13 protein-coding genes are annotated in these 12,955 nt (G+C 53.2%); 9 read left to right on the plus strand and 4 right to left on the minus strand.

The window, feature by feature from the left end; all coding sequences use genetic code 11:
• Positions 1 to 64: 64 nt before the first annotated feature.
• On the plus strand, positions 65 to 808 hold the full coding sequence (locus RIC29_00975; GenBank protein ID MEQ8733468.1) for an SDR family oxidoreductase: 744 nt from the start codon (positions 65 to 67) through the stop codon (positions 806 to 808).
• A 12-nt stretch (positions 809 to 820) separates the two neighbouring features.
• On the opposite strand, the gene RIC29_00980 is transcribed toward RIC29_00975, so the two are convergent.
• Together RIC29_00980 and RIC29_00985 are read right to left on the minus strand one after the other, a co-directional pair.
• A complete protein-coding gene (locus RIC29_00980; GenBank protein MEQ8733469.1) occupies positions 821 to 2,443 on the minus strand; it encodes an adenylate/guanylate cyclase domain-containing protein in 1,623 nt (540 codons plus the stop codon).
• Positions 2,444 to 2,654: 211 nt separating this feature from the next.
• Positions 2,655 to 3,284 (minus strand): DNA-3-methyladenine glycosylase 2 family protein, encoded by a 630-nt coding sequence (locus RIC29_00985; GenBank protein ID MEQ8733470.1) that lies wholly within the window; start codon positions 3,282 to 3,284, stop codon positions 2,655 to 2,657.
• Positions 3,285 to 3,401: 117 nt separating this feature from the next.
• Between RIC29_00985 and RIC29_00990 the strand changes: the two genes are divergently transcribed.
• Positions 3,402 to 5,000, plus strand: a complete 1,599-nt coding sequence (locus RIC29_00990; protein ID MEQ8733471.1) for a peptide ABC transporter substrate-binding protein — start codon at positions 3,402 to 3,404, stop codon at positions 4,998 to 5,000.
• On the opposite strand, the gene yaaA is transcribed toward RIC29_00990, so the two are convergent.
• The gene (gene yaaA, locus RIC29_00995) at positions 4,997 to 5,782 is read right to left on the minus strand and encodes a peroxide stress protein YaaA (GenBank protein MEQ8733472.1); all 786 of its coding nucleotides are present in this window, start codon (positions 5,780 to 5,782) and stop codon (positions 4,997 to 4,999) included. The two genes, RIC29_00990 and yaaA, sit on opposite strands and share 4 nt — an antisense overlap.
• Before the next feature lie 51 nt (positions 5,783 to 5,833).
• On the opposite strand from yaaA, the gene RIC29_01000 reads away from it, so the two are divergent.
• The 7 genes from RIC29_01000 to RIC29_01030 all read left to right on the plus strand — a co-directional run bounded on the left by RIC29_01000 (position 5,834) and on the right by RIC29_01030 (position 12,129).
• A complete protein-coding gene (locus RIC29_01000) occupies positions 5,834 to 6,178 on the plus strand; it encodes an arsenate reductase (protein ID MEQ8733473.1) in 345 nt (114 codons plus the stop codon).
• A 110-nt stretch (positions 6,179 to 6,288) separates the two neighbouring features.
• Positions 6,289 to 6,909 (plus strand): DUF1330 domain-containing protein, encoded by a 621-nt coding sequence (locus RIC29_01005; protein MEQ8733474.1) that lies wholly within the window; start codon positions 6,289 to 6,291, stop codon positions 6,907 to 6,909.
• A gap of 86 nt (positions 6,910 to 6,995) precedes the next feature.
• On the plus strand, positions 6,996 to 8,777 hold the full coding sequence (locus tag RIC29_01010) for an SLC13 family permease (protein MEQ8733475.1): 1,782 nt from the start codon (positions 6,996 to 6,998) through the stop codon (positions 8,775 to 8,777).
• A complete protein-coding gene (locus RIC29_01015) occupies positions 8,774 to 9,451 on the plus strand; it encodes an ABC transporter ATP-binding protein (protein MEQ8733476.1) in 678 nt (225 codons plus the stop codon). Before RIC29_01010 ends, RIC29_01015 begins: the two co-directional genes overlap by 4 nt.
• The gene (locus RIC29_01020; GenBank protein MEQ8733477.1) at positions 9,448 to 10,065 is read left to right on the plus strand and encodes an energy-coupling factor transporter transmembrane protein EcfT; all 618 of its coding nucleotides are present in this window, start codon (positions 9,448 to 9,450) and stop codon (positions 10,063 to 10,065) included. Before RIC29_01015 ends, RIC29_01020 begins: the two co-directional genes overlap by 4 nt.
• Positions 10,062 to 10,604, plus strand: a complete 543-nt coding sequence (locus RIC29_01025; protein MEQ8733478.1) for a biotin transporter BioY — start codon at positions 10,062 to 10,064, stop codon at positions 10,602 to 10,604. The genes RIC29_01020 and RIC29_01025 overlap by 4 nt, the downstream gene beginning before the upstream one ends.
• Position 10,605: 1 nt before the next feature.
• Positions 10,606 to 12,129 (plus strand): AMP-binding protein, encoded by a 1,524-nt coding sequence (locus RIC29_01030; GenBank protein ID MEQ8733479.1) that lies wholly within the window; start codon positions 10,606 to 10,608, stop codon positions 12,127 to 12,129.
• Positions 12,130 to 12,142: 13 nt separating this feature from the next.
• Here RIC29_01030 and RIC29_01035 read toward each other — a convergent pair whose 3' ends face one another.
• Positions 12,143 to 12,925, minus strand: a complete 783-nt coding sequence (locus RIC29_01035) for an RT0821/Lpp0805 family surface protein (protein ID MEQ8733480.1) — start codon at positions 12,923 to 12,925, stop codon at positions 12,143 to 12,145.
• Positions 12,926 to 12,955 lie beyond the last annotated feature (30 nt).

The raw sequence follows: 12,955 nt of genomic DNA on the forward strand, positions 1-12,955 counted from the left end.
TGTATCGCCCGCTGTGGCGCATGTATGCTGCCCTCAAGGCTCGTAAATCAGGAGGCACAAGGTCATGGCATCAGGCATGTTGTCAGGAAAGACAGCCATTGTAACCAATACGCATCAGTTCGTCGGCCTTGCAGCTGCTAAAGTCCTGCAGGCCCACGGTGCCGCCGTGTACTGTCATGACGAACGCTTTTTTGATGCGTCACATAAAGCGGCTTTTGCTGAAAACCACCCTGATCTGTATGCGCTTTCAGCGTCACGAGGGGCAGAGGCCGTTGATGAGGTCTTTAATCTTTGCGGAAAAATCGATATTGCGGTCGTAAATGACTTCTTTCCGGCTTTACGTGCGCCGATGGGTGAGGCAACGGCTGATGACTTCCGGCGCGGCTTAGAAGCGCTGATGGTTGCGCCCTTTGAAACGGCGTCTGCGGCAGCGCTTCACATGAAGCCACGTCGTCAGGGTAAGATTGTATTTGTAACCTCAGCGGCCCCTTTTCATGGCTTACCCAATTACTGCATGTATGCCGCTGGGCGAGGGGGCGCAAACGCTTTAGCCCTCTCGGTTGCCAAGGAGCTTGCGCGGGACAATATCCAGGTCAATGCCGTCGCGCCAAATTATGTCGAAAGCGAGAGTTACTTTCCCAAGACGTTGCTTGAGGACAAAAACGCGCTTGCCAAAATGACAAGCAAGGTGCCCCTTGGTCGTTTGGGTAAACCTGAAGAGGTGGGCGAATTGATTGCGTTTTTGGCGTCTGAACGCGCTGACTTTATCACTGGTCATATCATGCCGATTGCTGGGGGGTGGGCGTAGTCGTCGCTTTAATTACTTACGGCCAATGTCCTGATAATCGATCTTGGTATTGGTTTTGTCAGGAATCGGTTGCCATTCAACGATAAACAGCCGTTCAGGTTTTTTTGCACCCTGTAGTGTGTAGTCGCCGCAATAAGTGAAAAGATCCGTATCTTCGTTGCAGGCTTCATAGATGTCGTTGCTGACCCAGATTTCTTCAGGGTCTGCTTCGGCACAGATGGCAGCGGTTTTTTGGACGGCCGCACCAAAGTACTGCTTCCCGTCGAGTATGGCTTCGCCAACATGAAGGCCAATGCGGACGACGAAGGCGAGGTCAGGTTCTTGGCGGTTGAAAAGATCGACTTCCTGCTGGATTTGGATGGCAGCGTTCACGGCAGACCGGCCCGTATTGAATTTGGCCATGAGGCCGTCGCCCGTGTGTTGAAGTTCTCGCCCATCAAAACGTTCCAGCGCTAAGCGGGCTGTTTTATTATGGGTCCTGACAACATTCTGCATGGTCATGTTTCCCAGTTGTGTCGTGAGCTCTGCTGAGTCAACTATGTCTGTGAACATAAAAGTATGCGTCGTCGGTATTTCAGTCTCTTCTTCAGCAGCACTCCAGTCATCCAGAAGCGTTCTCAGGTCTGGTCCTGTTTCATCGCTCTCGTCTAACTTGATGGATATGGTTTTGTTGCCGGCATCAATCATGGTCCGGTACGTTGGGTGCTCACCATACGCATTGACACTTTTTGCAAACGCATGAGCAGCGGATTTATTTGCGCCGGTCATCTCCATAAGCCGTGCGAGCAGCGCTCTTCCTTCGTCTGCAGTCAATGCAAAATGACGGCTCAACTTCGAACACGCACCAGCGAAGTAGAGGTTCAGTCCAAATTTACCGTGTCTGTCTATTTTACCGCCGCGCGATTGCAGCACGTGCGATACAGCGACAATGATATCTTTAAGTTGCTCTAAGACCTTGGTCATTTTCTCAGGGTCACTGTCGGCTTTCGAGGGTGCGCTTTCTGTTCCCGTTTCTTCGTTGGTTATTTGATCTGTAAGAGGCTCAGCATCCTCCAATCCAGAATCATCGGCAGGGGATGTTGCGTTAATGTCTTGTTCAAGACCGGCTGGTCCAGCATTCGGCATAGTCATGTCACTGCTAAACCCATCGCCATCCTCCAGAGACGCGGGGGCTGCCGCACGCGATACCCGCTGATCATCAAACACTTTTTCAAAACGTTGTGGACGATCAGCCAAAGCGCCACCCCATTTTTGTTTCGGCGGTTTGAAGCCTTTCGTCTGTCTTGTGAGCCTTTGTTCTTGTGATTCTAACCAGCCACGCGGCATGTATTTGTTCATCAATATGACCAAAGACCCAAGGAACAGAACAAGGAACCCAATCATAACCACCAAGCTTTGCAGTTCTTGGTTAACCGCAACGCCCATAGCGATCGCGGAGCGGAAGAGCAACACACAGAGCATGGTTCCGACGAGTGCGATGCCAGAGGCGTTTATGATAATAAACGTTAAGCTGCGGCTTTGTTTGAGCGGCTTCGTCCGGCGTGCCTCGCGTTGTGCGCGCCGGGCTTTGTTTTTTGCCGCCCGTCGTTGTTCCTGTACGGATTTGCCGCGGCTCGTCTCGCCCGTGTTCGCCATGTCATATGCTCTACCGCTCAACGCTGAAGTCTGCGGCTGTAATGTTAAGTTCTATGACGCGCAGTGCCGATGTTGTCCCGGTTCACTGCAGTCACCCCCATCGGTTTTTAGAGTTCAAAAACGGTGGATCTATTGCAAGGGCAATTTTAGGCCGTGTCCAATTTAGAGGCCGCAGCTAATTTATATAGGCCGCCTATGACCAATGATGAGTTCAAATGCTGGCTTTCTTATCGCGACTCGCGCCAACGGCATGCCAGAGCAAAACCGCTGCGGCTGCTCGATGTGGGCGCCAATGCTCCGCAAGATTTGCGAGGTCTTCAGCACTGATTCGGTCTGGGCTGTCTGATATCACCTGCCACCCTGTGCGCAGCGCGAGATCACCAGCCGGCCAAATGTCAGGTCGTCCCATCCCGAACATCAAATAAATCTCTGCGGTCCAGGGGCCAATGCCCCAGATGGTGGTTAGCCGATCCAGAACCTGGTGATCCGGTTTCCGGCTGAGGCTTCTGAAGTTCAACCTGTTGCTTAAGATGTCAGCGGAGAGGGCGCGCAGGGTTTTAATTTTACTGCCACTTAACCCCGCCTCTTTCAGTGTTAGGTCGCGCGCATCCCAAATATTTTGAGCCGTGACGCCTCCAAGCGAATTGTGAAGTCGAAGCCAAATGGCGGCGGCAGCCTTGGTTGAGATTTGTTGATCAACGATAATGCGGGCGAGCGTTGCAAAGCCTGGCTTTAAGCGTCGCGTTTGAGGCATGCCATACGTCTTGATGGCGCGCCGAAGCGTCTTGTCTGTCTTGGACAGCAGGTTCAAGGCGATGACCAGATCGTCTTGTGCCGACATTATGATTTACATCTGTGTTGCATATAAGCAGTGCTGCATTTTCCAGGCTTTCAGTCCGGGGGGGCCAGGGTTACAGTATATCCCAGTTCACTCAAGACTGGTTAGGTTCATAGCATCATGACACTCGTCAATTGGCAAAAGCAGATGCAGTCTATCGCGCTCGTGATGGTTGCGTTGATCATCGCGCTGCCCGCTGCTGCGAACGGGGTATTTCATCGCGGCAATATTGGGGAGCCGGACTCTCTTGATCCGCATCTGACCACCAGCGGATATGCGATGAACATCATCTTCGAGATGTTTGTCGGCCTAACAACGGTCGATGCGGATACCAACGTTGTGCCGGGGGCGGCGGAAAGCTGGACGATCTCTGAGGATGGCAAAACATATGTCTTCACCTTGCGTGAAGACATGGTGTGGTCGGATGGCACGCCGGTCACGGCGTCTGATTTTGAGTATGCTTTTAAACGCATGTTGAACCCGGCAACCGCATCGCGTGGTGCGCCGATGCTTTATATGATCGAGAACGCCAGGCCCGTGAATGGTGGCCAGCTGCCCGTTGAGGATCTGGCGGTGATCGCCGTTGATGACCGCACACTCGAGATTAGACTTGAAGCGCCAACACCGTTCTTTTTGGAACTCATTGTCCATAGATGTTTCCCTGTGCCGCGCTGGGCTGTGGAAGCGCATGGCCGCGAATGGACCCGGCCTGAAAACATTGTGGTCAACGGCGCCTTCAAGCTGAAAGAGTGGGTGCCCCAAACCTCGGTCACAGTTGTGCGCAATCCCAGTTTCTTTGCCGCAGACACAGTGGCCCTTGAGTCTGTTGTTTATTACACGACAGAAGATCTCTCAGCGGCCTTCAATCGCTACCGGGCCGGCGAGCTGGATATGATCATTTCTTTTCCCCCGTCTCAATTCGACTGGATCAAAGAAAATCTGCAAGACGATCTGCGCACCTCTCAGAATCTTGGGCTGGAATACATCACCTTCAACACCACCAAGCCGCCGTTTGATGACTATCGTGTCAGGCTCGCTCTCAGTATGGCGCTGGATCGTGAAACGCTGACCGAGCGCGTGATGCGTGGCGGCGAGACCGCAGCTTACAGTTTAATTCCCGAAGGTTCCCGTAAAGGTTATGAGCCCGCCTTTGCAGAGTACCGCGACTGGTCACAAGATCAGCGAAACGCGCGTGCCAAAGCACTCTTGGCCGAGGCCGGTTATGGGCCGGACAATCCGTTGGCGTTCAGTTTTCGCTACAACACGCAGGAAGTTCTGCGCCGGGTGGCCGCTGCGGCTGCCGCCATGTGGGAGCGGGCTTTGGATGTCGAAGTCAGCCTGCTGAACAGCGATCTGAATGTTCTGAACGCTGATCTTCGCAACGGTGATTATGAAGTCGCCCGTTACCAATGGTTTGGTGAACATCGCGATCCCTCGACATTTCTCTATCTGCTTGAGTCAGAGGCCATTGGGGACAACCACTCCAAGTACAGTAACCCGGAATACGATGCGTTGATGCAACGTGCTTACGCATCCCCCGATATCGACGAGCGCATGCGGTTAATGAGCGCCGCTGAGCGTATTGCCATGGATACCGCGCCCATCGCACCGCTCAATTTTTATGTCAGTAAGCGATTGGTCAAACCCTATGTGAAGGGGATCAATGATAACGTCCGGGGCATAAACCTTGGACGTTACGTCTCGATTGACCGGCCTTAGCGCTGCTGTGATACCGGAATAAATTTCCGGGTAAACACCCATTGCTTGTCCGTTGAGGCTTTTGCATCAAATTTGTAGCGGTCGACGGCGAACGCCTTTAAGGCGTCTGGTTCATTGATGCGGTTCTCAATGATATGCCGGGCCATCAGGCCGCGCGCTTTTTTTGCCAGGAAGCTGATGACCTTTGCCTTACCGTCTTTGATTTCCTTGAACACGGGTTGCACAACTGGGAAGTCGAGGTTTTTCGCCTGAACTGCCGAGAAGTATTCATTCGAGGCCAGATTGACCAAAGTTTTGGTCTTGGATTTGGCCACCATTTTGGCCACCATATCCGTCACAATGCCATCCCAGAACTGATACAGGGTCTCTCCGCGTTCCGTGTCCACCCGTGTTCCCATTTCCAATCGGTAAGGTTGCATGCCGTCTAAGGGTCGCAACAGGCCGTAAAGTCCTGACAGGATACCGACGTGTGATTGCGCGAACGCGAGGTCTTCTTTATCCAGGGTGCTTGCCTCCAAGCCCACATACACATCTCCGGCGAAGGTCAGAGCTGCCTGTTTTGTTTCACCCTTGCCGCTGACATCGAAGGCATGAAACCGTTCAACGTTGAGGGTCGCGAGGTCTTCGCTGATTCCCATCAGACGTCTGAGGTCTTGGGGTTTGTACTTTTGAGCCCGGCCAATCAGTTCCGCCGTATCATCGGGAAAAAGAGGTTTGGTCTTAGACAGGCCCTTAACAGGCGTGAAGTCTAATTTCTTTGCAGGAGAGAGGACGGTATACATAGTTCAACTCGCGAGGTTCAGAGCGTTTGTACAATTTCATAAAGGTATATCATGATCACCGTTGTTGGCATCAAGTCCTGTGACACCTGCCGTAAAGCCTTGGCATGGCTCAAGGCAGAAGAACTGAAGCATCATTTTCACGATCTGAGAACGGATGGGTTAGAACCGACCCGGGTCGCAGGCTGGATTGATGCCTGCGGGTGGGAGGCTGTCTTGAACCGGCGCAGCACCACATGGCGCGGTCTTTCCGACGCCGAAAAATCAGATTTGGATGCCAACAAAACAATGGCCCTGATTATGGAGCATCCGACACTCGCTAAAAGGCCGGTTTTTGAGCATAAAGGCCGCACACATGTTGGCTTCACAGAGGCCGTTAAAACGTTATTAAAGTCCTGATTTCGGGTGATTACGGGCTGAAACAAGCCCTTTCCATCCGTTGACAAGACTTGGTCTTTGCCGCAAACCGGTAACACCGCTAATCTATTGCCGGTGCAAAGGAAAACATTATGGCTGCGCCCGGATACCTCCTTGTTCTCGGTCATTCTCTCGTGCCGGAGAAAATGGCCAAATACTCAGCTGCCCTGCCGCCCATTTACGATAAATTTGGCGGCTTTTACCTTGGTATAGGTGGGCCCGGGCGGGGGGTAGAGCATCTTGAAGGGCCATGGTTCGATCACTCCATTGTGCTCGGCCGATTTGAGGCTCCGGAGGACGTTCGTAAGTTTTGGTATTCGCAGGAATATGAGCAAGCCAAGAAACTCCGCAAAGATGGTGGAGAGTTCAACGTTTTCAAGATTGAAGGGAACGAGCATGAAGCGCCCCATGGGGAGCCTGCGTTCCTGATATCCATTTACCGTGTTTTAGATCAAGAGGCTTTTGAACCTTTTGCCAAGGCCGAGGAAGAAAAGCTCTTACATCGCAGTGTGCCTTACATTCTGCAGGCGAAGGATCAAGAGACGGAGCGCCTCGAAGGTGATCTGATCGGGCATGATTTTTCAGTCGCCGCTTTTCCAACCCAGGCGTCGGCAACCAGTTTCTGGAACGATCCTGGTCATAAAGAAATACGTGAGGGCAGGGCGAAGTCAGCGGCGTTTAATACGTTCCTGGTTCGCGGTTTGCGCCGCTAAGTCTTGTCGGCGTAGATTTTTTAACGCAGCGATAAGCGATACCTGATGATACTTCCGCCTGTGATAGTTGGCCCATGATAGTAGGCATGACCCCAGACCAAATCTCCGCGTTTGCCATTTTGGCTGGTGTTTTGGTGTTTTTCATCGGTGGATGGCTGCGCTACGATTTCGTCGCCTTCGGCGCGCTATTCGCGGCGGTTGCGACAGGGATTGTGCAGGCTGAGACCGCGTTCTCTGGTTTTGGCAATCCCGCAGTCATCACGGTGGCCTTGGTCCTTATGCTGAGTGAGGGATTACGGCAATCCGGTGTGGTTGATCTGATCGCAGAATATGCGGTGCCAAAGACTCAAAGCCCGACGCTTCTGATTTTTGTACTTGCGGGTCTCGCTGCTGCGTTATCTGGTGTCATGAACAACGTGGGTGCTTTAGCGCTTCTCATGCCGGTGGCGTTGCAGGCCGCGCGTACGAGCAACATGTCTCCGGCCCTGTTGCTGATGCCGTTGTCATTCGGATCAATTTTAGGCGGCATGACAACGCTGATCGGCACACCGCCTAATATTCTGGTGTCCAATTTCAGAGCGGCTGGGACAGGTGAAACATTTGGGATGTTTGACTATTCCTGGGTCGGTGTTCCGGTGACGGCTATTGGTGTTGTTTTTATTGCCTTGATTGGCTGGCGCCTCATCCCAACAGACCGTAAATCGTCGTCTTCCGGTGATGCTGAATTCGACATCCAACCCTACATGACGGAAGTCCGGCTCAATGAAGATACGTCGCTCGTTGGGCGATTTGTTTTGGAAGCGATGAATGAGCTTTCGGAGCGAGATGTCACAGTTGCAAGTCTGATCCGTGGCGATCAACTGATGCCATATCCGGGGATGACAGAACGGTTACGCGAGGAAGATATCCTGGCCGTGAGCGGTGATGCTGAAGCCCTCGAAAAAGCGATTGCAGATTTCAAACTCGAACTGGTGGGTGATAAAGACCTTCACAAGGACGCCATCAAGTCTGATCGCATCGGGTTGATTGAAGCCGTGGTCACGCCCGGCGCGCGCATAGCCGGGATGAGCTTGAAAGAGATCAGGCTGCGCCAGCGCTATCAGATGAATCTCTTGGCAGTGTCACGCCAGGGCAAGCGTGCCATGACTCGCATGAATGAGCTTCGCTTCCGGGCTGGCGATGTTCTTCTATTGCAAGGGGATGTAGATGAGATTTCTGATTCGCTAAGGCGTTTGGGGTGCTTGCCCTTGGCGAAGCGGTCTTTGGGTGTTGGGCGGCACCGCCGGGCGCTTTTCGCAAGTTCTGTTTTTGCGCTGGCAATCGCGGCTGCCGTGTTCAATCTGGTGCCGATCACGATTGCTTTTGGCGTGGCAATTTCTGTCATGATTCTCGGTCGTATTGTGTCGCCCAGCAGAGCCTATGGCAGTATTGAATGGCCGGTCCTGATCTTGCTGGCCTGCATGATTCCTGTTGGCGATGCGTTAGATCGCACCGGGGCCGCCGACTTAATTGCCCAGGGCATTGTTGCCTTGACCGATCAATTCCCGGCTGTTGTTGCCCTTGTTCTGGTCTTGGTCGTCACCATGACCTTATCTGACATTATGAACAATGCGGCGACAGCGGTGGTCATGGCCCCAATCTCGATCCAGATTGCGGAGCGGTTAAATGCGAACCCAGATTCCTTTTTGATGGCCGTGGCCATTGGCGCGTCTTGCGCTTTTCTGACTCCCATCGGCCACCAGAACAATACGCTAATCATGGGCCCAGGTGGCTATAAATTCGGCGATTATTGGCGCATGGGATTGCCGCTGGAAATCCTGGTGGTTGTCACGTCGGTACCCTTTCTGCTTTATGCTTGGCCGCTATGACCATCAGATTGGACGCGGTCACCGTCCGGTTTCAAGAACGGATGATCCTCGAAAATTTAAGCCTGTCGCTCTCAGAAAAACGCGTCGGCCTGATTGGCGACAACGGGTCTGGCAAAAGTACATTTGCGCGCCTCCTCAATGGTTTGATTCTCCCGGATCACGGGACGGTTACGGTTGCAGGCTTAGACACAAAAAAAGACGGAGCAAAGGTTCGCTCACGTGTTGGATTCTTATTTCAAAATCCCGACAATCAGATCGTCATGCCAACTGTTGCCGAGGATCTGGCGCTTGGTTTAAAACCACTCAAACTTCAAGCTGCAGCACAGCAGGAGAAGGTTAAAGACGCCCTTGCGCGCTTTGGAATTTCACACCTCGCAGATAGATCGGCCCATCTTTTGTCGGGCGGCGAAAAGCAATTGGTGGCTCTGGCAGGCGTTATGATCTGCAATCCAGACGTGCTGATTTGTGATGAGCCGACCACGCTGCTTGATCGGCGTAATGCAGCATCTGTTCTTGAAAAAATTAATGCCTTGGAATGCCAAGTGATTTTTGTGACTCACCACCTGGAGCATCTAAAAAACTTCGACCGGGTTCTCTGGATCGGGGGAGGTCACATCCAAGAAGATGGAGTGCCGCAAGACGTTATCAAAGCGTATGGTGCGAGTTTTCAATGATTGTCGGTCTTTTCGTTCCTGGTGAAAGTCTAATTCACCGCCTGTCTGCCAGACGTAAACTATTAGCCCTGGCCTTACTCGGCGCGAGCCTTGTGATGCTCGGGGGCGTTGGTAGTTTAAGTGCTGCTGCGTTCCTCGTCGGGGCACTCTTTATTTGGGGCGCGGGTTTAGGGGTGACACGACTGTGGAGCACGACCAGGCCGTTGTTGATCTGGCTATTGCTGATTGTCGCGGCCCAGCTTTGGTTGGGGAGTGTTGAAACGGCAATGAAGGTGAGTTTAAGACTGATTGCACTCGTCTGGGCCGCCTCCCTTGTGACTTTAACAACAAAACTGTCAGATATGAGTGACGCCATTGTTGGTCTGGTCCAACCGCTGGAACGGTTTGGCGTGTCTCCAGAGCGCGTTGCGTTTCTCATCGCGCTCACCATTCGCCTGATCCCGGCCATGCTGGAGATCGTAAAAGAGGTCCGGGACGCGCAACGCGCACGTGGCATTGAGCGTTCAATCATCGCGGCTATTGTGCCTGTCATAACCCGCGTTCTCAAGCAGGCGGATGAGTTGTCTGCGGCCCTCACGGCACGCGGTTTTGAACGCTGGGATGTGCCGGGATGACAGCCAAAGACACGGTGCTGATTGCGGTCTTTGCGGCTTTGACGGCGGCGTTAGGATTGCTTCCTCCTTTACCGGTGCCGCTTATTCCTGTTCCCGTCACGGCCCAAACCTTCGGGCTTATGTTGGCTGGCTGTTTGATTGGTGCGCGGCGGGCGGCCCTGTCAATGCTTCTGCTGTTGGTGCTGGTGGCCATCGGGTTACCGCTGCTCTCTGGCGGTCGTGGCGGGCTTGGGGTCTTCGTTGGTCCCAGCGCAGGATTCCTGTTTGGCTGGCCACTTGCAGCGCTTGCCATCGGCTTTTTGACATCACACTTTCGAAAATCCTGGGTTGGTTTGTTCGCGGCGAATTTACTGGGGGGAATTGTTGTTTTGTATTGTTGTGGCATTCCCGTTATCGCTGTCGTGTCAGAGGTTCCCATCAGTACGGCAGCACTGGGGGCGCTTGCGTTTATCCCGGGGGATATCGTTAAAGCGGCCCTGGCAGCGTTCGCCGCATCTGCTGTGCGCCGGGCGTATCCTGAGTCAAAACAAACGCTCTGATATGACAGACTCTCATTCAGGTTCCGCTTCAGATCTCATTCAAGATGGATTTCTCAGAGCCGCTGACCAGACGCCGGACAAAACGGCATTGGTGTGCGCCGATGAACGATACACATTCGCGCAACTTGCAGAGCGCGCGCAAAACTTAGCTGGTACAATCAAAACCCAACTAGGCTCCGACCAAGCCCAGCCCCGCATTGCGATGGCTCTGCAAAACAGCCCTGTGGTTATTGATGTGTTTTTCGCAACGCTGTTGGCCGGGGGGCATGTCTGTCTCTGTGATCCCGCATGGCCTGAGTCTCTACTGAAGCGCATCCTCGATGATCATGACCCAGACCTCTTGATTTGCAATGAAGAAATTGCTGCAAAACATCAAGATAAAGCAAAGCGCTTAGAAATTCTTACGCCTCGCATTCTGATCGATCTCGTGTCTTCTCCGGCGTCTACGGAAAGTCCTTTCGACTCGCGTGTGCCTATCATAAGTCCCGATACTCCGTTTCTGTTGGGGTTCACCTCTGGGTCAAGCGGACACCCGAAAGGGTTTATCCGTAATCATCGCACCTGGACTGAGAGTTTTCATCACAGTGCGATTGAATTTAATACAGCGCAGACGGATTGCGTTCTGGCCCCAGGTCCTTTGAGTCATGGATTGTCACTCTACGCTATCATTGAAGCGTTGTGTGCCGGGGCGACGGCTATTCTTCAGCCGCGTTTTGATCCGGCAGCATTGATATCCATTATCAATACAGAGTCGGTGTCTACAATTGTGATGGTTCCGACCATGCTAGACGTCCTGCTGGAGCATGCCAAAGAGCGCACATTTTCAAACATAAACAACATCGTTACAGCGGGTGCCAAGCTGTCGCCAAATTTGCGAACCAGGGCAAAGGCTGTGTGTCCCATGTCGGATATTATCGAGTATTACGGCGCGTCTGAACTCAGTTTTGTCACGTTGGCGAAAGGGTCAGAGTCCGTTCCCGCTGCGTCAGTCGGTCGTCCGTTTCATGGCGTGAATATCGAAATTCGCGACGCTTCCGGCGTTAGGGTGCAAGTGGGGCAGGTTGGGACTGTTTGGGTGCGCAGCCATATGCTCTGTTCTGGCTATGTCGGGCCGACGGACGGCAGCGGTTTTAGAACAGACGGTGACTGGGCCACGGTTGGCGATCTCGGTCATTGTGATGCTGACGGCTATTTGTTTCTCGACGGACGGGAAGGGGCGGCAATAACGTCCGGTGGTTATACGGTCTATCCTTCTGCCATCGAAGCGACGTTGCTCTCTCATGCATTTGTTATGGATGCCGCGGTGATTGGCGTGCCCCATCCCAGATGGGGCGAGGTGATTGCGGCAGCGGTTGTTCCGGCCTCAAATGCTGCATTAACCGAGGGCGATTTGCTGAGTCATTGTCAAAAGGTTCTAGAGCCCTATGCCTGTCCCCGGCAGTGGCTCATTACCGAAACCTTGGCGCGCACACCAAGCGGTAAAATCAAACGGGATGTGCTCGTTAGGTTGTTTGATACCAAGTGAGCAGTCCGAATGCTCAGTAGTTCGCGCGGGCCCATTGTCCATTGCCGCGCGCACAGGCGTTGCCTGTGGCAGTCTCGGTGACATCGTTAAGCGTCATCGTCTGCTTAAATTCGCGGCACAGCATCGTGCCAAGCGTGTGTTCTGATATCACCTGAACAGCGCCATAGACGCCTTCGTAAGTCCATTCAATGATCTCACCGATCTCTGCCTCAAGCGCGACATTTTGGGCCGCGTTTTGCAGTCCTATTTGGTCGGCGTTCAATTGTGCGAGCAAAGCCGGGGGCAAAATACCAAACGCCGCCTGGCTGTTCGCTGTTGCTTCTTGTGAGTCTCTGAGAGCCTCAAGTTGCGCCTCATTGATTTCGACAGATCCCATTTGGGGTGTCGCAGGCGGCAGCGTCGGTTGTATCGATTGCGGTGCATAGTAGGACGAACGCGGCATGGTTGAGCGGTTTGCAAGGCTGCTTGGCGGATAGGTTGAGCCGCTAGGATACCGAACGCGAGGACCAGAAGTGTAGCGGTTCATCGTGTTCAGGCTGCGATTAACCGACCGGTTGATTTGACCCACACTGCGGGTCGCCTGGTTGCTAAATTGCGTCACACTTCGAGAGACTTGCCGGTTCAGAGTATTGAGGCTGCGATTGAGCGGTGCTGTGATCGGGGCCGGATTAACACGCAGGCCGACCTGTGCCTGGGCAGGCTGAGCGGTCATAACCTCGACGCCGATGAGGGTCACAACAGCCAGACCAAAAACTGACCCGGCTGACGTGATCACTTGTGTCCAATGTAATCTCATAAAGCCACTATATCGCATTCCTGAGCATCG

The organism is Rhodospirillaceae bacterium (genome assembly GCA_040219235.1).
Taxonomy (GTDB): domain Bacteria; phylum Pseudomonadota; class Alphaproteobacteria; order Rhodospirillales; family Rhodospirillaceae; genus WLXB01.